Origin of the sequence: Amycolatopsis kentuckyensis, from assembly GCF_041679295.1 — a bacterium.
Taxonomy (GTDB): domain Bacteria; phylum Actinomycetota; class Actinomycetes; order Mycobacteriales; family Pseudonocardiaceae; genus Amycolatopsis; species Amycolatopsis kentuckyensis_A.
In genome coordinates this window covers 333,418-353,446 of record NZ_JBGDMD010000010.1, presented here as the reverse complement: position 1 = coordinate 353,446, position 20,029 = coordinate 333,418, and the positions used below count along the sequence as shown (strand labels likewise).

Genomic DNA, 20,029 nt, shown 5'->3' with positions numbered 1-20,029 from the left:
ACTCGGCGGCCCGTTTTTGTCGGTGGTCACCGCTAGCTTCGGGGCATGGCGATCCACATGGGCATGATCACGATCGACTGCGCGGACCCGCGCGGTCTGGCGGAGTTCTGGACGGCGGCGCTGGGCACCACGGTCGCCCAGGACTACGGCGGCGAGTTCCTGGTGCTCGCGCCGCCCGAGGGCGGGCTGCCGCTGGGGCTGCAACGGGTGCCGGAGCCCCGCGCGGGCAAGAACAGAGTGCACGTCGACTTCGGCGGCGATGATCGCGGGGCGGAGGTGAAACGGCTGGTCGGGCTGGGTGCGAAGGAGGTCGCGGAGCATTCGGTGCCGGGGCTGGCGTGGACGGTGCTGACCGATCCGGAGGGCAACGAGTTCTGCGTCTCGGGGTAGCCCGGCGGTAGAAAGGCGGCATGAGCGCTCGCGTACTGCTGCCGTGGACCGACATCGACGTGCCAGAGGAGGTCGAGGCCGCCTACTACGACGGCGTCTCGGCGCCGCCGGACGGGCTGGACGGCGTCGAGTTCTACGTGCTGCCCTACGACCGCGGGCCCGAGCCGCCGAAGCTGATCAAGGAGCTGCCGGCGTTGCGCGTGGTGCAATCGCTGTCGGCCGGCGTCGAGGCGCTCGTCCCGTTGCTGCCCGACGGCGTCCGGCTGGCGAACGGGAGGGGCTTGCACGACCTGAGCGTGGCGGAGCACGCGCTCGCGCTGATCCACGCGGCGCAGCGGGACCTGCCGCGCTGGTTCGCACAGCAGACGCGGGGCGAATGGACGCGCGAGCACACGCGGTCGCTGGCCGACAGCCAGGTGCTCCTGGTCGGGTACGGCTCGATCGGGCAGGCCATCGAGCGCCAGCTCGTGGCGGCGGAGGCCGTGGTGACGCGGGTGGCGAGCCACGCGCGTCCGGGCGTTCACGGCGTCGACGAGCTGCCCCGGCTGCTGCCGGACGCCGACATCGTGGTGCTGATCCTCCCGGACACCCCGGCGACGCGCGGGTTGTTCGACGCGAAGGCCCTCGCGGCACTGCCGGACGACGCGCTGGTGGTGAACGTCGGCCGCGGCACGGCGGTGGACACGGACGCCCTCCTGGCCGAGACCCGGTCCGGACGGTTGCGCGCGGGCCTGGACGTCGTCGATCCGGAGCCACTGCCCACCGACCATCCACTGTGGACGGTGCCAGGGGTGGTCATCACCCCGCACATCGCCGGCGGGTCGGCGTCGTTTTACCCGCGCGCGAAGAAGCTGGCGGCGGAGCAGGTGCGGCGGTACGTGGCGGGTGAGGAGCTGCTCAACCTCGTAGAGACCTGAGGACGGCCCTCCACGCGGCAGGGGTGACGGTCAGTTGCCCCTGCTCGCGAGCCTTCGTGTCCCGAATACCGACGGCGCGGTCAAGGCGCACCTCGACACAGTCGGACTGGCCACCGCTGAAGCTCGCCTTGCGCCACCCGACTTCAACGCAGTTCGACTGGCCACCGCTGTAACTCGACTTGCGCCAGACCATGTCGTTCACGCCGAGGCCTCCCGGGCTATCGCGCGACCTCCCGAAGCAGGCCTCGGGTGTCGTCTTCACTCAGTGCCTTGCCAGTCAAGATCTTAGCCTGTTTCCGGTAGCTGCCCACCACATCATCCTCGTGAAGGAATGCGGTGGCGTGCGAGTTCTCCAGGTGCACGATCGGCGGCAAATCGGCGAACTCGTAGAGGATGAACGACCCGATCAATCCGGGGTGGTAACCGATGTTCGCCGGAACGATCCGCAGCGAAATGTTCGGCCGCTGCATCATACCGAGCAAGTGATCCATCTGATCTGACATCACGTCGGCACTATCGATCGCCTCGCGGATCGCCATTTCGCCCACCAGCGCGACAAGCCGGACCGGGTCGGGTTTGTCGAGAATCCGCTGCCGGTTCAGCCGAGCAACCAACCTCGCATCGGCCTGCTGCAGGTCGATCTCCGAATTGCTCAAGACCGCCCGCGCGTAGTCCGCGGTCTGCAGAAGACCCGGCACGATAGCGAGATCCCAATTCGTGATGCAGGTGGCGGTGCGCTCGTACTCGACGATGCCGATCAGCGCGGGCGGTAAGTCCGACGGGTTGGAATCGAGCCAGTTGTCGTCCTTGGCGCGCCTGGCCAGGCGCATCATGCGGTCGTACGTGGCGTCGTCGACCCGGAGGGCGCCCAGCAGCCGGGCCACGTCCTCCGGGGACGCCACCCGCTGCCCCTTTTCCCACGCCGACAGCAACTGCGGGAGAATCCGCACCATCCGGGCCAGTTCGCGCAGACCTTTGCCCCGCGCCATGCGCAATTCCCGCAGCGACGCGGCCAATGCTCTCGCACCCGGGGAAGCGGAATTCGGCTTCATAGGGCGATGGTACGAACAGCGTCCATTCCCCGATCGGCGGTGGGGCGTCCCATTTCCCGGACAGTTCAGGACAGCACGTACACGTGCCATTCGTCGTCGACGCGGAATCCGCACCGTTCGTAAACGCCCAGGGCGCGGTGCGCGTTGTCGACGTCGACGTTCAGGGCCGACCGGTCGAACCCCGCCGCCTTCGCCGCCAGAAGCGTGTGCCCGAGCAGCCCCGACGCCACGCCGCGGCCGCGCAGCACCTCGCGCGTTCCCACCCAGGTGGCGTAGTGCTCGCGGATGCCCGTCGCCGCGGCTTCGGACTCGTAGAAGTGGCTCAGCACGAACGCCAGGACCTTGTCGTCGTCGAGGACGAGGAACGACAGGTCCGGGCGGAAGTCCTTCGAGCCGGTGACCAGGTGGTGCCAGGCGTCCGGCCCGTAGACGGTGCTGCCCCAGTGGCCGGCGAAGGCGTCGTTGCGGGCGTCGAGCGCCGCGAGGTCGTACTTGAAGTCGAAGGGCACCGCCGTGACGCCGTCCGGGAACGGCGGCTGCGGCGGCAGGTCGGCGAGGCCGACGCGCATGTTGACCATCGTCCGCTGGTGCGTGAAGCCCGCGTCGGCGAGGACGCCGGCGATCCACTGCTCGTTCTGGTGCTGGCCGTGGTGCAGCTCCATCGGCGCGCCTGGGAAGGCACGCTCGTGAACCTCGCGGCTCGTCCGCGTCAACCACTCGACCAGGTGAGTCCCGACGGCGTCGGTCCGGTGATCCGGGTGCACGACCGACTGCAGCCGGATCATGTGCACCGGGTTCGCGGCGTCGCGACGGCGGATCAGGCCGTAGCCGACGAGGGTGTCGCCTGCGAACGCGCCAAGGGTGGCGCGGGGCAGGTCGACGTTGGGCGCGACCAGCTCGTCTCGGAGGTCTTCGTCGCTGAAGTGGTCACCCGTCCGGTCGATCTCCTCGGCGGCGGCGTACAGGCGGGTGAGCGCGGGGACGTCGTCGAGGGTCAGCGGGCGCCAGGTGAGGTCCATGCCCGGAGGCTAGGCCGCACGGCGGCGGTCACGCACCCCGATTTAGGCTCCGAGTGTGCTGGTGCTCCTCCCCCCTTCTGAGACCAAGGCCGACGGCGGCCGCGGCGGCCCGCTCGACCTAGGCAAGCTGTCGTTCCCCGAGCTGAACCCGGCGCGCGCGAAGCTCGCCGACGCGCTCGCCGAGCTGGCCGCCGACGTCCCGGCGAGCATCGCGGCCTTGGGCATCACCGAACGTCAGGCCGGCGAGGTGACGCGCAACGCGGAGCTGTGGACGTCGCCGACGATGCCGGCGCTGCGCCGCTACACGGGCGTCCTGTACGACGCGCTCGACGTGAAGAGCTTCACGAAGGCGGGCCTGGAGAAGGCGCACCGGCGGCTGGCGGTGACGTCATCGCTGTTCGGCGTGGTGTCGGCGACCGACCTGATCCCGGCGTACCGGCTTTCGGGTGGAAACTCGCTGCCTTCGGTCGGGACGATCCGCGGGCACTGGAAGCCGGTCCTGGAGCCGGTGTTGCAGCAGGTCGAGGGCCTGGTGGTGGACTTGCGCTCGGGCACGTACTCGGCGTTCGCGAAGCTGCGCCCGGACGCGGTGACGGTCCGCGTGGTGACGGAGAACGCCCGTGGCGAGCGCGTGACGGTCAGCCACTTCAACAAGGCGTACAAGGGCCGCCTGGCGCGGGCGCTGGCGGAGACGCGAGCGGAACCGTCCACAGTGGACCATCTGGTCAAGGTGATAGCCAAGGCGGGCATGACGGTCGAGCGCACCGGCGACCACGCGCTGGAGCTGGTCACGGACGGCTGACGCCCCCGACCGCGACCGACCTGCCCGCGGCCCCGCCTCACCGCGGCCACTTGCGCTACCCGAGCCGCCTTGCTCGCGGGTAGCGCTCAGAAGCGATCCGGGGCGAACGGCGTCAAGTCGAAGCCCGGGTCTTCCCCCAGCGCGACCGACGCCACCAGCTTCCCCGCGAACGGCGCGTTCGTCAGCCCACCCGCGCCGAAGCCCGTCGACACCGCCAAGCCCGGCCTCAGGAGGCCCAGGATCGGCAACCCGTCCGGCGTGCCCGGGCGGAAGCCGACCCGGGTCTCCGCCAAGGTCGCGTTCGCCAGGCCGGGCGCCACCGTCAACGCGTTGTCCAGCACTTCGCGCTGGCCCGCCGCCGTCACGCGGTAGTCGAAGCCCGCCTCCGCCTCGCGCGTCGCGCCCGCCACCACGCGGCCGCCCGCGAACGCCAGCAGGTAGTGGCTGGTGCGGGGCAGCACCACCGGCCACGCCGCCGTCTCCGTGTCCGCCAGGTCGAAGTGGCTGATCTGGCCACGGTGCGGCGTCACGGGGAGGTCGATTCCCAGCGGCGCCAGCAGTTCGCGGCTCCACGCGCCCGCCGCGACCACCACGCTGTCCGCTTCCAGGGGGCCGTCCGGGCTCGCGACCGTGCCGTCGGCGCGGAACGCCACCTCACCTTCGACGAACTTCGCGCCCCGGCGTCCGGCGTCGAGCAGCAGGGCTCGGCGCAGCTGGTGACCGTCGACGCGGCCCGCGCCGGCCAGGTGCACCGCGCCCAATCCCGGCGCCAGCGTCGGGAACAGCTCGCGCGCCTGGGCCGGGTCGAGCCGGCTGACCTCTCCCATCTCGGGCGCGTCCGCCGCCCGCTCGGTCAGCCGGTCGTACGCCTCCGCCAGCTCGGCGTCGTCGGCCGAGACCACCATCCCGCCGACCACCTCGAACGACGAGTCCGTCAGCTCCGCGGCGAAGTCCCGGTAGTACCGGCCGGCCGCCGACGCGAGCGGGTACAGCGTGTCCTCCCAGCGCGCCGCCCACGGGCTGACGATCCCGGCGCCGGCTTCGGTCGCCGTCCCGGGGTGGCCCGCGTCCGCCACGACCACCTCCGCGCCGCGGCCCGCCAGGTGCCACGCCGTTGCCGCGCCGCCGATTCCGCTTCCGATCACGAGCACTCGCATGTCCCCCACCCTGCCCGAAAGTGCCGCGCCCGGGCCAACGGGCTTCCCCCGCGCCGCACGGTGCCCGGTCGTATGCTGCGCGCCATGCCGAGCCGTGCCGAGCGGTATGTCGCCCATCTCGACACCCTGACCGGGGACGTCGAGCCCCGGCTGCAGCCGATCCCGTCGACCCACGCCGGGCTCGACGACGTCATCGCGTTCGTCTTCGCCGACGAACCCGAGCCGAGATACATGACCGGCGCGACCTACGGTCTCTCGCTCGCCGACCACGCCGAGTGGCACGGCGTCAGACCGGAGCTGTGGATCAGCGTCCGGTCCGACGACCCCGTCTGGGCGCTGGCCATCGGCTACCTCGCCGAGCAGCTGCGGGGCACGTGCCCGTTCGTCTACGGCGACACCATCGACTTCGGCCAGCCGATCGCCCCGGAGTCCGCGATGACGGCGTTCGCCGTCTCGGCGCCCGCGGGCCTCGACGCCCACCAGTACACGCTGATCGACATCGGCGGTCCGCCGGTCAGCATCGCCGGCTGCTACCCGGTGCACGACACCGAACGCAAGTACATCCGCGAGCACGGCATCGACGCGTTCTGGCAGCTGGACTGGGACCTCTACGACGTCCGTCGGCCGCCCGTCGTCTGATAGGCGGCGGTCGCGAGTTCGGCGAACGACCGCACCAGCGGACCGGCGTCCTTCCAGGCGACGACCACCGGGTTCGGCGCCAGGTCCGTGAGCGGCACGACCTTCAGATCGCCCGGCGGCCGGTGGCCGAGCGGCATCAGGCCGACGGTCCCGTTCCACAGCACGGCCTGCAGGCACTCCTGGACGCCGCGCACCACCGGTCCGTCGCGCGGTTCGCCGCCGTGCCAGTACGCCTGCCAGACCGGGTCGGTGCCGTCCGGGAACCGGAACCAGCGCCGGTCGGCCAGGTCCGCGAGCACCAGGTGGTCGCGACGGGCGAGCGGGTCGTCGGCGCGCAGGACCGCACCCACCGGGTCTTCGCGCAGCCGGTGCACGGTCAAGCCGGCGTCGTCGAACGGCCCGCGGGTCAGCGCGACGTCGACGAGCCCGGCGCGCAGGCCGCACGTCGGGTCGGTCAGGTCCGTGTCGCGGACGCGGACCTCGACGCCGGGGTGCCGCCGCCGGTAGGCGTCGGCCAGCCGCGTCGCGTCCGGGTCGGCGCTGTCGGCCAGGATGCCGACGGTGATCGCCGCGGCCCCGGCCGCCGACGCCACGCGCACCCGCGCCTGGTCGGCCTGTTCGAGCAGGGCGCGGGCCTCGTCGAGCAGCGCGGAGCCGGCAGGCGTCAGCGCGACGCCTGCGGCCGAGCGCACCAGCAGGACGGCGCCGACGTCGGCCTCCAGCTGCTTGACCGCGCGGCTCAGCGGCGGCTGGCTCATGTGCAGCCGCGCGGCGGCCCGGCCGAAGTGGAGTTCTTCGGCGACAGCCACGAAGTACCGCAGCGTGCGCAGCTCCACCTCAGCGCTCGGCTTCGTACGGCCAGACGTCGTCGGGGAAGACGCGCGCGAACCAGTGCGGCTGGACGTCCCGCAGCCGCAGCGCCCGCCACCGGCGCGGGTCCGCGGGCTCGGGGACGGCGACCTCGACGTCCGGGCCGTGGGCGAAGAGCCGTTCCTGGCAGACCCCGCAGGGAGCCAGGACCCAGTAGCCGCGCTCCTCGTCGGCCGCGGTCACGCAGACCGAGCCGGTCACGCGCCGCCCTAGCTTGAAGGCTTCGCAGATGGCGCCGGTTTCGTGGCACAGGCTGACGGCCTGGTTCGGGAAGTCCGGCGCGGTGCTCGTCAGCACGGTGCCGTCGTCGAGGCGCAATGCCGCCGCCCCGGACCACGCCACGCCGCCGAAGCGGTTGCGCGCCAGCGCGATCGCCGCGTCCACGAGTTCCTGATCGACTGCCATGCGCCGACAGTAGCGCTGACCGGCGACGATGTTCTCCCGGTATCGGCACCTCCCGATCGGTCTTGGACGGCTCCTCTCCTCCGGCGGTGGAATCGGGTCATGACCGATCTGACCGATCCCGCCGTGCGGGTGGCCGACGCCGTCGAACTCGCGCCGGACCTGCTGGTGATCCCCAACCACGGCGTCGACCTCGTGCCCAACATCGGCGTCGTGGGCGGCACGGAGGCCGTCCTCGTCGTCGACACGGGCCTCGGCACCGCGAACGCGGCGGAGGTGCTCGCGTTCGCGACGTCGGTGGCAGCGGGCCGCCGCCTGTTCCTGACGACGACCCACTTCCACCCCGAGCACGCGTACGGCGCGCAGGTGTTCGCGGGCGCGGCGACGTACCTGGCCAACCGCGCCCAGGCCGGCGACCTCGCCACGAAGGGCGCCGGCTACCTCGAGATGTTCCGCGGCCTCGACCCGGTGGTGGCCGCGCGGCTCGAGGACGTCCGGGTGCCCGTGCCCGACGAGGTGTACGACGGCGCGCGGAAGCTCGACCTCGGCGGCCGGACCGTCGGGCTGCGGCCGACGGGCCGGGGGCACACGACCGGCGACCAGGTCGTCGAGGTCCCGGACGCCGGTGTCCTGTTCACCGGAGACCTGGCCGAGACCGGGCAGTTCGCGATCCTCCCGTGGTTCCCGCCGCACGACACGGACGTCACGGCCGTGGGGTGGATTTCGGTGCTGGACCGGCTGGTTTCGGACGGACCGCGAACGGTGGTGCCCGGGCACGGAGAGGTCGGTGGGGTGGCGGTGCTCACCGACGTCCGTGCCTACCTGCGCGAGCTGCGGGACGAGACCTGGCACCGGCGCCGCTCCGGCCTCGGCGTGGAGGCGATCGCCGCCGAGGTGCGTTCGGTGCTCGTCGAACGCCATCCGGAGTGGGCCGGCCGCGAGTGGATCGACCCGGGGGTCGGCTGCCTGTGCGCCGAGCACGACGCACAGGCAGCCGCACGGGGGTGAGCACCGGTGGCGGCGTGCCCGTCGCCACCGGTGGGCTCGCCGCCGGCAGGGTTCGCTGCCGGGGTTCGCCGCGGAAGCCCGCCATCGGCGCAGGCCCCGCGCGGGCCGACCCACACCGGGATGGGTCCGCTCGCACAGGCACCGCCTACCCGCGCAGGCAACGCACTCAGCCGCCCAAGACCGCCATCGGCGCAGGCCCCGCGCGGGCCGACCCACACCGGGATGGGTCCGCTCACACAGACGACCTGCCGACAACCGCCTACCCGCGCAGGCAACGACTTCCACTCAACCGCCCAAGACCGCCACCGGCGCAGCCCCCGCACGGGCCGACCCACACCGGGATGGGTCCGCTCACACAGACGACCTGCCGACAACCGCCTACCCGCGCAGGCAACGACTTCCACTCAACCGCCCAAGACCGCCACCGGCGCAGCCCCCGCGCGGGCCGACCCACACCGGGATGGGTCCGCTCACACAGACGACCTGCCGACAACCGCCCTCCTGCGCAGGCAACGACTTCCACTCAACCGCCCAGGACCGCCATTGCCGCGTTGTGGCCGGGGATGCCGCTCACACCACCTCCCCTCATGGCTCCCGCGCCGCACAGCAGCACCCGCTCGTGCTCGGTCTCCACGCCCCACTTGCCTTGCTGGGCCGGGTCTTCCGCGTACGGCCACGCCAGGTCGCGGTGGAAGATGTGGCCGGCCGGCAACCCCAGTTCGGCTTCCAGGTCGAGCGGGGTCTTCGCCTCCACGCACGGCTTGCCGTCCGGGCCCACCAACAGACAGTCCTCGATGGGCTCGGCCAGTACGCTGTTCAGCGAAGCGAGCGTCGCGCGCAACGCCGCTTCGCGTGCCTCTTCGTTGTGCTCCGCGAAGAGGCGGGCCGGCATGTGCAGGCCGAACAGCGTCAGCGTCTGCGCTCCCGCCGCTCGCTCGGCCGGGCCGAGGATCGACGGGTCCGTCAGCGAATGGCAGTAGATTTCGCACGGCGGAAGCGAGGGGATCCTCCCCGCCGCTGCCTCGCGATAGGCCTTCTCCAACTGCGAGAAGGTCTCATTGACGTGGAACGTGCCGCCGAACGCCTCCGCCGGGTCGACGTTCGGGTCGCGCAGCTTCGGCAGCCGGGACAGCACCATGTTCACCTTCAGCTGCGCGCCCTCCGGGCGATCCGCCGGCTCCTCGCCCAGCAGCCTCGCGAGCGTCGCCGGCGCGACGTTCGCGAGGATGTGCCCGCCGCGCACGACGTGCTCCGCGTCGTCGCGGCGGTACCGCACTTCCCCGTCCGGGGCGACGGACAGCACTTCCGCACCCGTGACGAGCCGCGCTCCGGCCGCCGCGGCCACCGCCGCCAGCGAGCCGGTGACCGCGCCCATGCCGCCGACCGGGACGTCCCAGTCGCCGGTGCCGTTGCCGATCACGTGGTAGAGCAGGCACCGGTTCTGCCGCAGGTCCTCGTCACCCGCCGGAGCGAACGTGCCGATCAGCGCGTCGGTGAGCACGACGCCGCGGACCGTGTCGTCGCCGAACCACGACGTCAGGGTCTCGCCGATCGGCCGCTCGAACAACGCCGACCACGCCTCGGCGTCGCCGACCCGCGCGCGGAAGTCCACTTCGGACAGCAATGGTTCGGTGAGCGTGCCGAAGACGCGCCCGGCGACGCCTTCGGCCAGCTCGTAGAACCGTTGCCACGCCGCGAAGTCCGATTCGGACCCGGTGACCGCGCGGAACGACGCCGCCGTCCGGACGGCGTCGCCCGTGTCGACAAGGAGACCCGACTCGCCGGCGGGCGTGTACGACGACATCCGGCGCCGCAGCAGCCGGACGTCGAGCCCCAGGTCGGCCACGATCTTCTTCGGCAGCAGGCTGACGAGGTAGGAGTAGCGGGAAAGCCGGACGTCCACGCCGTCGAACGCGCGGAACGACACGGCGGCGCCACCGGTCTCCCCGCGCCGTTCGAGCACGAGCACCGACCGGCCCGCCCGCGCCAGGTACGCGGCCGCCACCAGCCCGTTGTGCCCGCCTCCGACGATCACGACGTCGTAGGAATCCATCCGCCCCTCCTCGGGTTTCGCCTGCCCGTTCATCGTGGCCACGCCCGCCGCCGGAATTCAAGGAAACGTCGCGAACGGTCCTTTCGCGCTATTCGGTTGCGCGGAGGGTGACCGAACCGGCAAGCTGAAGCGCAACCGGCAGGGAGCCGGGGTAAGAGCGGGGAGGTGCCGTCGTGATGGATGTCCGGGCCTTTTCGCGCCCTCACCCACCCGCCCCCCGGAGCTGACCACGCGCCCGGTGGGGCATCCCTGACCAAGGAGAACCCCACCAGTGCGCCAGCACGACTTCGAAGACTTCGACTCGTTCGACGAACAACCCGTCCGCCGCCGTCAGGCGCGGTCACGCCGCCAAGGGCGGTTCGACGACCCCGAGCCCACCCGCAGCGGGCGGCTCACCGAAGGCGAACGCGTCCGGCTCGCCAAGCTGCGCGACGACGCCTACACCGAAAACCAGCTCCCGGACGGCGCCGACCGCTGGTCCACCTGGGACGACGCCGAACACGGCCCGCGGCCCCGGCCGGACTGGGTCGTCACCGAGCTCGCCGCGGTCGACACCGACCTCGGCGTCCTCAAGACCGGCAAGGAGGCCGACGTCCACCTGCTGCGGCGCGGCCTGCCCGGCACCCCCGGCACGCTGCTCGCCGCGAAGCGCTACCGCAGCGACGAACACAAGCTGTTCCACCGCGACGCGGGCTACCTCGAAGGACGGCGGATGCGCCGGTCCCGCGAGATGCGCGCGATCGAGCACCGCACCGCGTTCGGCCGCAACCTCATCGCCGAACAGTGGGCCGTCGCGGAGTTCGCCGCGTTGAGTCGCTTGTGGACGCTCGGTGCGCCCGTGCCGTACCCGGTGCAGCGCAACGGCACCGAACTGCTGCTGGAGTTCCTCGGCGAGGACGACGGGACGGCCGCCCCGCGGCTGGCCCAGGTTCGCCCGGACCCGGACGAGCTGAAGGACCTCTGGTTCCAGGCGACGGCGGCGCTCGAGCTGCTCGCGTCGGAAGGGCTCGCGCACGGCGACCTCTCGGCGTACAACCTGCTGGTGCACCGCGGCCGGCTGATCGTGATCGACCTGCCCCAGGTCGTCGACGTCGTCGCCAACCCCGGCGGCGCCGAGTTCCTCGCCCGGGACGTGCGCAACCTCGCCGGCTGGTTCCACGGCCGCGGGCTCGGCGAGCACGTCACGAACACCGACGGGCTGCTGGCGGACCTCGTTTCCGCGGCCGGGCTCGGGTAGCCGCGCGGCGGCGTCGCGGGTGTGGCACGGAACACGCCTGCGACGCCGCCCACAACGGGTTACCTCCATGCGGAGGACCAGGACTCCCTCAGGTACTATCGATACAGACCGCAACCGGCGGCGTGGATGTAGTTGGTGTCCGTCGCCTCCAGAGCCACCGAAAGCACAGCCACCGAATGGCTCGCGGTGATCCGTAACCCCCAAGCGGCGCGCAGTGTCGGAAAAGCGCAAGACACAGTGTGCCGGGTCCGTCCCTGTGAACGCCCACCGCACACCATCTTGCCCTGCCTGCGCGCGGGGAGCCCGGGCCTCCTTGTGACGAACCATGTCCGAGAGGCATTTGTGACCGTCACGTTCAACTCCGGCCCTTCCTCGACGTCCGCGCGCGCGGACCGTCCCGACCGCAAGCCGCGCCGCGCGGCCGGTGGGGACATGCTGCGCGACGACGCCGTCGAGCTCGTGGCCACCAAGACCTTCGCCGAGCTGGGCCTGCCGGAGCCGCTGCTCCGCGCGCTCGCCGACGCGGGCATCACGACCCCGTTCCCGATCCAGTCCGCGACCATCCCGGACGCCCTGAGCGGCCGCGACGTGCTGGGCCGCGCCCAGACCGGCTCCGGCAAGACGCTCGCCTTCGGCCTGGCCATGCTGGCCCGGCTCAACGGCGGCAAGGCCCGGCCGAAGCGCCCCCGCGCGCTGATCCTGGTCCCGACCCGCGAGCTGGCCATGCAGGTCGCCGACTCGCTGACCCCGCTGGCCAAGTCCCTGGGCCTGTGGTGCCGCACCGCCGTCGGCGGGATGGCCTTCGCCCGTCAGGCGGACGCGCTCTCCCGCGGCGTCGACCTGCTGATCGCCACGCCGGGCCGGCTGTCCGACCATGTCCGCCAGGGCACCGCTTCGCTGGGTGACTGCAACTTCATCGCCCTCGACGAGGCCGACCAGATGGCCGACATGGGCTTCATGCCGCAGGTCCGCGAGATCCTCGACCTGACCCCGCCGGGTGGGCAGCGCCTGCTGTTCTCGGCGACGCTCGACGGTGACGTCAACCGCCTGGTCAAGCAGTACCTGACCGACCCGGTGACGCACTCGGTCGCGCCGTCGACCGCGAGCGTCACGACCATGGACCACCACGTGCTCCAGGTCTCGCACCAGGACAAGCAGGACGTCATCACGCAGATCGGCGCCCGCGACGGCCGCACGATCATGTTCGTGCGCACCAAGCACCACGTCGACCGCCTCACCGAGCGCCTGCGCGAGCAGGGCGTCCACGCGGCGGCGCTGCACGGTGGCAAGACGCAGGGGCAGCGCAACCGCGTCCTGGCCGACTTCAAGGAAGGCCACACCCCGGTGCTGGTCGCCACGGACGTCGCGGCCCGCGGCATCCACGTCGACGACATCTCGCTGGTGCTGCACGTCGACCCGGCGGCCGACCACAAGGACTACCTGCACCGCGCCGGCCGCACGGCCCGCGCCGGGGCGTCCGGTGTCGTCGTCACGCTGGCGACGCACGACCAGCGCCGGATGGTCCGCCGCCTGACCGACCGCGCCGGCGTGCGCGCGGAGTCGACGACGGTCCGCCCGGGCGACGACGCGCTGTCCCGCATCACCGGCGCCAAGGAGCCCAGCGGCGAGCCGGTCGTCGAGCGGCGGCGCGAGAACCCGCGTCGCGGCGGTGGCTTCCGCGGCGACCGCGGTTTCGGCGGCGGGCGCGGCGGTGACCGTGGCGGCTACCGCGGTGGCGACCGCACCCACAGCGACCGCGGCAGCAGCTACGGCGGCAGCAGCTACGGCGGCGACCGCGACCGCGGCGGCGAGCGTGGCGGTTACCGCGGCGGCGACCGCGAGGGTCGTCCCGGCGGCTTCGGCGGCCGCGGCCGGCAGCCCCGCTCGGGCAACGGCGGTGGCTACGGCCGCCCGAGCCGTGGCCCGCGTCGCGGCTACGACAGCTGATTCCCCCTGGAAGCCCCGGACTCCGGTCCGGGGCTTTCGGCGTTTCCGGGCCCTGGTTCACGGCCCGGCGCACCGCGGATGGGAGACTGCGGGACGTGACTACGCCGCCGACGCCCCCGCCCGATGAGGTTTTCGACTGGCTCGACGTCGAGGCGGAGAAGCGGGCGAACGCGGGGCTCGTGCGGCAGCTGCGGCCGCGTCCGGCGCAGGTCGACGAGCTGGACCTGGCGGGGAACGACTACCTCGGGCTGGCCCGCGACAAGCGCGTCGCCGGGGCCGCCGCGGCCGCCGCGCTGCGCTGGGGCGCCGGGTCGACCGGCTCGCGGCTGGTCACCGGGTCGACCGAGCTGCACACCGAGCTGGAGCTGGAGCTCGCCCGGTTCTGCGGCGCGCAGGCGGCGCTGGTGTTCTCCTCCGGTTTCGCCGCCAACCTCGGCGCGGTGACGGCGCTGTCGGGCTCCGAATCGGCGATCGTCACCGACAAGTACATCCACGCTTCCCTGATCGAAGGCTGCCGGCTGTCGCGCGCCGACGTCGCCGCGGTCGCGCACTCGACGCCGTCGGCGATCAAGCACGCGCTGTCGACCCGGCGGAAGCCGCGGGCGCTCGTGGTGACCGACTCGGTGTTCTCGGTGGACGGCGACCTGGCTCCCCTCGGCGAGCTGGCCGGGATCTGCCGCGAGCACGGCGCGGCGCTGCTGGTCGACGACGCGCACGGCTTCGGTGTCCTCGGCGAAGGCGGCCGGGGCGCGGTGCACGCGGCCGGGCTGTCGGGCGCGCCCGACGTCGTCACGACGTTGACGCTGTCGAAGTCGCTCGGCGCCCAGGGCGGGGCTGTCGTCGGGCCGCGGCGCGTGATCAAGCACCTCGTGGACACCGCGCGCAGCTTCATCTTCGACACCGCGCTGGCGCCGGCGAGCGCCGCGGCCGCGTTGGCCGCACTGCACGCGCTGAAGGAAGAGCCGGGGCTGGCCGGGAAGGTCGTCGAGAACGCCGGCAACCTGGCGATGTCGCTGAAGGCGGCCGGGCTGAAGGCGAGCCTGCCGGACGCCGCCGTGATCTCGGTGCAGGCGCCGTCCGCGGAGACGGCGGTCGCGTGGGCGGCGGCGTGCGCGGAGCACGGGATCCGGGTCGGCTGCTTCCGGCCGCCCTCGGTGCCGGACGGCATCTCGCGGCTGCGGCTGACCGCGCGGGCCGACCTCACCGAGGCCGACGTGGACCGCGCGGTGAAGGTGATCACGGCGACCGCGCCGCGGGGCGCGGCGGTCTAGACCGCCACCGGCAGCGGCTCTCGGCCGAGCAGTGCGCCCAAGCTGGGGCTGGTTTCGGCGAAGTCGCCCCGCCGCGCGGCGGTGAACAAGGTCAGCAGCATCCGGGCCACGGGCTCGGGCGTGCCGGCCGCGATCCGGCCGGCGACCCACTGGTCATCGTCGACGACCACGCGCTTCACCTCGCGACCAGTGCGCTCGGCGGCGATCGCGGCCAGGTCGTCGAAGGTGACGGCGGCCGGCGCGGTGAGCGTGACCGGGCCTTCGATCGCGTGCCCGGCGAGGAGCACCGCGGCGGCCTCGGCGGCGTCCGCGCGGTGGGTCCACGAAACCGGACCGTCTTCGGGCGCGACGATCTCGCCGGTCTCCTGCCACGGACCGAGCAGCCAGCCCAGGCTGTGGGCGTAGAACCCGTTGCGCAACGACGTCCAGGCCACGCCGGCCCCGGCGAGGAGCTCTTCGGTGGCCGCGTGATCGCGCGCCGGGGCGAACGCGCTGTCCGGGCGCACGTTCTGGTGGCTGGTGTAGAGGATCCGCCGGGCACCCGCGGCGACGGCGGCCTCGATCGCGGTGCGGTGCAGGGCGACGGCGTCGGCGGCCGGGTCGTTGGACGACACCAGCAGCACCTGGTCGGCGCCTTCGAACGACTCGCGCAGAGCGGCCGGGTCTTCATAAGAGCCGGGGCGCACCCGTACACCGCGGTCGGCGAAGGACCGGGCCTTCGCGATGTCGCGCACGCTGACGCCGATCTCTTCGGCCGGGACACGGGTCAGCAGGTGCTCGACGGTGGCCCCGTTGAGGGCGCCGGTCGCTCCGGTGATCACGATCATCGCGGGGGTTCCTCTTTCAGCAGGGGCAGCAGGATGTCGTCGACCAGGTGCTCGACGAAGGGGACGTCGCAGGGCTCGCCGGTGACGACCAGGCGGTGAACGAGCAGCGCCGGGACGATCTCGGCGAACAGCGCCGCACCGCGCGGGTCCAGGAGCGGGTGCCGGGTCATCGCGGCCTGGTCGCGGTGCAGGATCCGCCGCATCGCAGCGGCGAGGTCCGGATCGCCGCGCATCCCGGCGAAGAGCGCGCCGAGCAGCCCCACTTCTTGTTCGGCGATCTCCCGGGCGAGCCAGTGCGCGGTCTCCAGGAGCACGCCGCGGAGGTCGCGAGCCGAGGGTTCGGGCGGTGACCCGCCCGCGCGGTGGTCGACGGCCGCGGCGACCAGCGCGGCCTTGCCGGGATAGCGGCGGTAGATCGTCGCCTTTCCCACCCCGGCCGCCGCCGCGACAGCTTCGATCGACAACCGGTCGTAGCCGACGTCGATCAGCAGCTTCAGCGTCGCGTCGAAGATGGCGACGTCACGACCGGCGTCCCGTGGTCGTCCCGGCACGGCCTCTCCCCTCGATACGAAACGGTACCGTCTCGTATCGAGAGTAGGCCTGACCCCGGATCCTGTCGAGGAGGCGTCAGGACGGCAGGCGGCGCATGCGGATGTGCGGGATCCCGTCGTCGTCGGTGTACTCCGCGCCTTCCACGACGAAGCCGTAGCGCGCGTAGAAGCCCTGGACGTACGTCTGCGCGTCCAGGACGTACTCGCCGGGGACCGTGAGAGCCGCGTCCATCAGCTGGGCCGCCAGGCCCTGGCCACGGGCGGAGGCCGCCGTGACCACGCGGCCGATGCGGCGGACGCCGTCCGGGTCGGTGAGCACCCGCAGATACGACGTGACGCCGTCGGCGTCCGAAAACCACAGGTGGCGGGTATCCGGCCGGAGGTCACGGCCGTCCAGCTCCGGGTACGCGGCCTTCTGCTCCACCACGAACACGTCCACGCGCAGGCGGAGGATGTCGTGGAGCTGGGCGGCGGTCAGTTCGGGCCCGGTCGCGTCGTGCAGGGTCGGCATGTCCCCTGCCTATCACGCTCAGCCGAAGAGGCGCGGCTTGGCCTGGGCCTCGATGTCGGCCGTGTACGCCGAGACGCGCGTGTAGACGCCCGGCTTGCCCGGCTTGCCGCAGCCGTCGCCGAAGGACACGATCCCGATCAGCGTGTCGCCCACCACGAGCGGGCCGCCCGAGTCGCCCTGGCAGGCGTCGATGCCGCCCTTCTCGTAGCCCGCGCAGACCATCGTCTTCTGGTCGTAGACGGAGTAGTCGGAGCGGCAAGTGTTGTCCGAGACCACCGGGACCTGGGCGCTGCGCAGGTAGTCGGACCGGTCGCCGCCGTCGGCGACGCGGCCCCAGCCGAGCACCGTCGCCTGCGTGCCTTCGCGGTACGCCGGGTCACTGCTTTCGGGCAGCTTCGCGGGCCGGTAGCCGAGCTGGCCGCGGACGGTCAGCACGGCGATGTCGTCGCCCTGCGTCGGGTCGCTGTAGCCCTTGCTGATCCAGACCTTCGAGACGCCCAGGACGTCACCGTCGTCCGTGCGCTTGTCCTCGCGGCCCGCCACCACGCGGACGTCCTGCTTCGCGACCGCCTTGGCGCAGTGCGCCGCCGTCGCGACCGCCGTCGAGCTGACGATCACCGCGCCGCAGAACTGGTTGCCGCCCGCGTCGGTCAGGTAGACCGCGTAGGGGTGGTCCGACAGCGAAGCCTTGTCACCGCCCACGATCCGCGGCTGGTTGGCCGAAGACGGGTCCGCCGACGCCGTGCCGACCACCACCGGGACGGCCACCGCGGCGACCGCGAGGAGCGCGCCGCTCGCGAGCAGCAGGGATCGGCGGGACTTCACGGACATGGGACTTTCCCCTCTTCGAAACAGCACGAGACAGCGCACGCGGGGCACCCGGATGACTCCGGTGCGTGAACGACGTGCGCTCAATACCCTAATCCGAGGGGGCCCAAAACGGTGTCACTGGAACGGGTGGACTCCGTACCGAACAGACGCCTCTGTCAAGCTGACCGGATGCGCGGGAGAGCGACGGCGGCACTCGGGGCGGTCCTGGCCCTGACGACGGCCTCGTGCTCGGCGAAAGTGCCCTCGACGCCGCAACCTGCGCCTTCTCCGACCGCGTCGGCCACGGTCCCGGCGAGGGTTTCCCCGGCACCGGCCCCGGCTCCGACGTCGGGCCCGCCCGCCGCCACCTGGCAGGTGGGTGCCCACCCACTCCCCCGCCGAGCCGACGGCTTCGGCGAGATCGAGCCGACGCCACCCGAACTGGTGAACCGGGCACTTCCGACAAAAGACGTCCTTCCGCCCCCGGCCGGCGACCGGTACGCCTCGACGATCAACACGGTGCCGCCCGACGTCCTCGCGCGCAGCACCTGGCAGGCCGCCTGCCCGGTGAAGCCGGCCGACCTGCGCTACCTGACCATGTCGTTCTGGGGGTTCGACGGCCGCGCGCACACCGGCGAGATGCTGGTCAACGCGAAGGGTGCGGCCGGGATCACCAAGGTCTTCGGGCAGCTCTTCGCGGCGCGCTTCCCGCTCGAAGAGATGCGCGTGACCGGCCCCGCCGAGCTGACCGCGCCGCCGACCGGCGACGGCAACAGCACCAGCGCGTTCGTCTGCCGCCCGGCGCGCGGCCAGACGACCTGGTCGGCGCACGCGTACGGGCTCGCGGTCGACGTCAACCCGTTCTGCAACCCCTACAGCCAGGGCGACCTCGTCCTGCCCGAGCTGGCCTCGGCCTACCTGGACCGCGCGGACCGCCGTCCCGGCATGGTCCTGGCCGGCGACGCGACCGTGCGCGCGTTCGCCGCGATCGGGTGGACGTGGGGCGGCGCCTGGAGCAGCCCGAAGGACCGGATGCACTTCACCGCGACCGGCCATTGACCACGTAATACGACGTTAAGCACAGGCGGGAACACCCGCTTCGCGCAGGCGGTTGGCTAGGGTGAACCGACCGGACCGAATCCCCGCGGAGGATGCAGTGCCCCACTACGACCTGGTGATCGTCGGGACGGGATCGGGGAACTCCATCCTCGGCCCGGACTTCGCCGGCAAGAAGACGGCGATCGTGGAGAAGGGCACCTTCGGCGGCACCTGCCTGAACGTCGGCTGCATCCCGACCAAGATGTTCGTGTACGCCGCCGATGTCGCGTACACGCCTTCGCACAGCGCGAAGTACGGCGTCGACGAGGAGCTGAAGGGCGTCCGCTGGCGCGACATCCGCGACCGGATCTTCGGCCGGATCGACCCGATCGCCGCCGGTGGCGCGGAGTACCGCCGCAGCCACGAGGACAACAAGGACGTCGACGTCTACGAGGGCACCGGCCGTTTCACCGGCCACAAGGAGCTGCGCGTCAGCTTCGCCGACGGCCGTCCCGACGAGGTGCTGACCGCCGACAAGTTCGTGCTCGCGGCGGGCGGACGCCCGGTGATCCCGGACATCCCGGGCCTGGACGACGTCGAGTACTACACGTCCGACACCGTGATGCGGCTCGACGAGCTGCCCGAGCGGATCGTCGTCCTCGGCGGCGGGTACATCGCGGCCGAGTTCGCGCACGTCTTCGCGTCGTTCGGCGTGCACGTCACGCTGGTCAACCGGTCCGGGCGCCTGCTGCGCTCGGAGGACGAGGACGTCAGCGCGCGGTTCACCGAACTGGCTTCGGAACGCTTCGACGTCCGCCTGGACCGCAAGACCGTCCGGGCGCGCAAGACCGAGGCGGGGGTCGCGCTGGACCTCGAAGGCCCGCAGGGCGCCGAGACCGTCGAGGCCGACCTGCTGCTGATCGCCACCGGCCGCCGCCCGAACTCCGACCTCCTCGACGTCGCCGCGACCGGTGTGACCACAATGGACAGTGGGCACGTCGTGGTCGACGACTACCAGGAGACCGTGGTCGAGGGCATCTACGCGCTCGGCGACCTGTCTTCGCCGCACGAGCTGAAGCACGTCGCGAACCACGAAGCCCGCGTGGTGCAGCACAACCTGGTGCACCCGGACGACCGGATCACCGCCGACCACCGGTTCGTGCCGCACGCGGTGTTCACCCACCCGCAGGTCGCGTCGGTGGGGCTCACCGAGCAGAAGGCCCGCGACCTCGGGGTGTCCTATGTGGTCTCGAAGCAGGATTACGCCGGGATCGCCTACGGCTGGGCGATGGAGGACACGACGGGCTTCGCGAAGCTCCTGGCCGACCCGGCGACCGGCAAGCTGCTGGGCGCGCACATCATCGGGCCGCAGGCGTCGTCGGTGATCCAGCCGCTGATCCAGGCGATGAGCTTCGGCCTGGACGCGCGCTCGATGGCGCGTGGCCAGTACTGGATCCACCCGGCGATGCCGGAACTCGTCGAGAACGCCCTGCTCAACCTGCCCCTCGACTGAGTCACCGCGGGCCGG

General features: G+C 72.3%; 21 protein-coding genes. 10 read left to right on the top strand and 11 right to left on the bottom strand.

Annotation, left to right across the window (positions count from 1 at the left end; genetic code table 11):
* Positions 1–45: 45 nt before the first annotated feature.
* Both ACERZO_RS38060 and ACERZO_RS38055 read left to right on the top strand, forming a co-directional pair.
* Entirely contained in the window at positions 46–390 is a 345-nt protein-coding gene (locus tag ACERZO_RS38060; RefSeq protein WP_372670799.1) for a VOC family protein, read from the top strand.
* Between the two features lie 20 nt (positions 391–410).
* Positions 411–1,307 (top strand): 2-hydroxyacid dehydrogenase, encoded by an 897-nt coding sequence (locus ACERZO_RS38055; RefSeq protein WP_372670797.1) that lies wholly within the window; start codon positions 411–413, stop codon positions 1,305–1,307.
* Here the strand turns inward: ACERZO_RS38055 and ACERZO_RS38050 are convergent.
* From ACERZO_RS38050 to ACERZO_RS38040, 3 genes are all read right to left on the bottom strand, one after another.
* Positions 1,288–1,500, bottom strand: a complete 213-nt coding sequence (locus ACERZO_RS38050) for a DUF397 domain-containing protein (RefSeq protein ID WP_372670908.1) — start codon at positions 1,498–1,500, stop codon at positions 1,288–1,290. The two genes, ACERZO_RS38055 and ACERZO_RS38050, sit on opposite strands and share 20 nt — an antisense overlap.
* Before the next feature lie 25 nt (positions 1,501–1,525).
* Entirely contained in the window at positions 1,526–2,359 is an 834-nt protein-coding gene (locus ACERZO_RS38045) for a helix-turn-helix domain-containing protein (RefSeq protein ID WP_372670795.1), read from the bottom strand.
* A 65-nt stretch (positions 2,360–2,424) separates the two neighbouring features.
* Positions 2,425–3,378, bottom strand: coding sequence for a GNAT family N-acetyltransferase (locus ACERZO_RS38040; RefSeq protein WP_372670794.1), 954 nt, complete (start codon positions 3,376–3,378; stop codon positions 2,425–2,427).
* Between the two features lie 55 nt (positions 3,379–3,433).
* Between ACERZO_RS38040 and yaaA the strand changes: the two genes are divergently transcribed.
* Positions 3,434–4,180 (top strand): peroxide stress protein YaaA, encoded by a 747-nt coding sequence (yaaA, locus tag ACERZO_RS38035; protein WP_372670792.1) that lies wholly within the window; start codon positions 3,434–3,436, stop codon positions 4,178–4,180.
* Between the two features lie 86 nt (positions 4,181–4,266).
* On the opposite strand, the gene ACERZO_RS38030 is transcribed toward yaaA, so the two are convergent.
* Complete coding sequence (locus ACERZO_RS38030; RefSeq protein ID WP_372670791.1) at positions 4,267–5,337, bottom strand: NAD(P)/FAD-dependent oxidoreductase; 1,071 nt, start codon at positions 5,335–5,337, stop codon at positions 4,267–4,269.
* 84 nt (positions 5,338–5,421) lie between these two features.
* On the opposite strand from ACERZO_RS38030, the gene ACERZO_RS38025 reads away from it, so the two are divergent.
* Complete coding sequence (locus tag ACERZO_RS38025) at positions 5,422–5,976, top strand: suppressor of fused domain protein (RefSeq protein WP_372670789.1); 555 nt, start codon at positions 5,422–5,424, stop codon at positions 5,974–5,976.
* On the opposite strand, the gene ACERZO_RS38020 is transcribed toward ACERZO_RS38025, so the two are convergent.
* Together ACERZO_RS38020 and ACERZO_RS38015 are read right to left on the bottom strand one after the other, a co-directional pair.
* Positions 5,946–6,812, bottom strand: coding sequence for a LysR family transcriptional regulator (locus tag ACERZO_RS38020; protein WP_372670787.1), 867 nt, complete (start codon positions 6,810–6,812; stop codon positions 5,946–5,948). The two genes, ACERZO_RS38025 and ACERZO_RS38020, sit on opposite strands and share 31 nt — an antisense overlap.
* Position 6,813: 1 nt before the next feature.
* Positions 6,814–7,251 carry a cytidine deaminase gene (locus tag ACERZO_RS38015; RefSeq protein ID WP_372670786.1) on the bottom strand — a complete coding sequence of 146 codons (438 nt, stop codon included), beginning with the start codon at positions 7,249–7,251 and terminating at the stop codon, positions 6,814–6,816.
* A 99-nt stretch (positions 7,252–7,350) separates the two neighbouring features.
* On the opposite strand from ACERZO_RS38015, the gene ACERZO_RS38010 reads away from it, so the two are divergent.
* Entirely contained in the window at positions 7,351–8,256 is a 906-nt protein-coding gene (locus ACERZO_RS38010; RefSeq protein ID WP_372670784.1) for an MBL fold metallo-hydrolase, read from the top strand.
* Positions 8,257–8,779: 523 nt separating this feature from the next.
* Here the strand turns inward: ACERZO_RS38010 and ACERZO_RS38005 are convergent.
* Positions 8,780–10,309, bottom strand: a complete 1,530-nt coding sequence (locus ACERZO_RS38005; RefSeq protein ID WP_372670783.1) for a phytoene desaturase family protein — start codon at positions 10,307–10,309, stop codon at positions 8,780–8,782.
* A gap of 271 nt (positions 10,310–10,580) precedes the next feature.
* Here ACERZO_RS38005 and ACERZO_RS38000 point away from each other — a divergent pair, with 271 nt between their 5' ends.
* The 3 genes from ACERZO_RS38000 (at position 10,581) to ACERZO_RS37990 (ending at position 14,764) form a co-directional block, all read left to right on the top strand.
* Entirely contained in the window at positions 10,581–11,546 is a 966-nt protein-coding gene (locus ACERZO_RS38000) for a serine protein kinase RIO (RefSeq protein ID WP_372670781.1), read from the top strand.
* Between the two features lie 342 nt (positions 11,547–11,888).
* A complete protein-coding gene (locus tag ACERZO_RS37995; protein ID WP_372670780.1) occupies positions 11,889–13,493 on the top strand; it encodes a DEAD/DEAH box helicase in 1,605 nt (534 codons plus the stop codon).
* A 95-nt stretch (positions 13,494–13,588) separates the two neighbouring features.
* On the top strand, positions 13,589–14,764 hold the full coding sequence (locus ACERZO_RS37990) for an 8-amino-7-oxononanoate synthase (RefSeq protein ID WP_372670778.1): 1,176 nt from the start codon (positions 13,589–13,591) through the stop codon (positions 14,762–14,764).
* On the opposite strand, the gene ACERZO_RS37985 is transcribed toward ACERZO_RS37990, so the two are convergent.
* From ACERZO_RS37985 to ACERZO_RS37970, 4 genes are all read right to left on the bottom strand, one after another.
* Entirely contained in the window at positions 14,761–15,591 is an 831-nt protein-coding gene (locus ACERZO_RS37985) for an NAD(P)H-binding protein (protein ID WP_372670776.1), read from the bottom strand. The genes ACERZO_RS37990 and ACERZO_RS37985 overlap by 4 nt on opposite strands.
* Positions 15,588–16,142, bottom strand: coding sequence for a TetR/AcrR family transcriptional regulator (locus ACERZO_RS37980; RefSeq protein ID WP_372670775.1), 555 nt, complete (start codon positions 16,140–16,142; stop codon positions 15,588–15,590). The genes ACERZO_RS37985 and ACERZO_RS37980 overlap by 4 nt, the downstream gene beginning before the upstream one ends.
* A 76-nt stretch (positions 16,143–16,218) precedes the next feature.
* Complete coding sequence (locus tag ACERZO_RS37975; protein WP_372670773.1) at positions 16,219–16,653, bottom strand: GNAT family N-acetyltransferase; 435 nt, start codon at positions 16,651–16,653, stop codon at positions 16,219–16,221.
* A gap of 18 nt (positions 16,654–16,671) precedes the next feature.
* Positions 16,672–17,484, bottom strand: coding sequence for a S1 family peptidase (locus tag ACERZO_RS37970; protein WP_372670771.1), 813 nt, complete (start codon positions 17,482–17,484; stop codon positions 16,672–16,674).
* Between the two features lie 168 nt (positions 17,485–17,652).
* Between ACERZO_RS37970 and ACERZO_RS37965 the strand changes: the two genes are divergently transcribed.
* Positions 17,653–18,522: a M15 family metallopeptidase gene (locus tag ACERZO_RS37965; RefSeq protein ID WP_372670769.1), complete on the top strand. Its 870-nt coding sequence runs from the start codon at positions 17,653–17,655 to the stop codon at positions 18,520–18,522.
* A gap of 97 nt (positions 18,523–18,619) precedes the next feature.
* Positions 18,620–20,014, top strand: coding sequence for a mycothione reductase (locus ACERZO_RS37960; RefSeq protein ID WP_372670768.1), 1,395 nt, complete (start codon positions 18,620–18,622; stop codon positions 20,012–20,014).
* Positions 20,015–20,029 lie beyond the last annotated feature (15 nt).

Coding starts and splice junctions, on each gene's coding strand:
- ACERZO_RS38060 (WP_372670799.1), top strand. CDS start 46: ATGGCGATCCACATGGGCATGATCACGATCGACTGCGCGGACCCGCGC.
- ACERZO_RS38055 (WP_372670797.1), top strand. CDS start 411: ATGAGCGCTCGCGTACTGCTGCCGTGGACCGACATCGACGTGCCAGAG.
- ACERZO_RS38050 (WP_372670908.1), bottom strand. CDS start 1,500: ATGGTCTGGCGCAAGTCGAGTTACAGCGGTGGCCAGTCGAACTGCGTT.
- ACERZO_RS38045 (WP_372670795.1), bottom strand. CDS start 2,359: ATGAAGCCGAATTCCGCTTCCCCGGGTGCGAGAGCATTGGCCGCGTCG.
- ACERZO_RS38040 (WP_372670794.1), bottom strand. CDS start 3,378: ATGGACCTCACCTGGCGCCCGCTGACCCTCGACGACGTCCCCGCGCTC.
- ACERZO_RS38030 (WP_372670791.1), bottom strand. CDS start 5,337: ATGCGAGTGCTCGTGATCGGAAGCGGAATCGGCGGCGCGGCAACGGCG.
- ACERZO_RS38025 (WP_372670789.1), top strand. CDS start 5,422: ATGCCGAGCCGTGCCGAGCGGTATGTCGCCCATCTCGACACCCTGACC.
- ACERZO_RS38015 (WP_372670786.1), bottom strand. CDS start 7,251: ATGGCAGTCGATCAGGAACTCGTGGACGCGGCGATCGCGCTGGCGCGC.
- ACERZO_RS38010 (WP_372670784.1), top strand. CDS start 7,351: ATGACCGATCTGACCGATCCCGCCGTGCGGGTGGCCGACGCCGTCGAA.
- ACERZO_RS38005 (WP_372670783.1), bottom strand. CDS start 10,309: ATGGATTCCTACGACGTCGTGATCGTCGGAGGCGGGCACAACGGGCTG.
- ACERZO_RS37985 (WP_372670776.1), bottom strand. CDS start 15,591: ATGATCGTGATCACCGGAGCGACCGGCGCCCTCAACGGGGCCACCGTC.
- ACERZO_RS37975 (WP_372670773.1), bottom strand. CDS start 16,653: ATGCCGACCCTGCACGACGCGACCGGGCCCGAACTGACCGCCGCCCAG.
- ACERZO_RS37970 (WP_372670771.1), bottom strand. CDS start 17,484: ATGTCCGTGAAGTCCCGCCGATCCCTGCTGCTCGCGAGCGGCGCGCTC.
- ACERZO_RS37965 (WP_372670769.1), top strand. CDS start 17,653: ATGCGCGGGAGAGCGACGGCGGCACTCGGGGCGGTCCTGGCCCTGACG.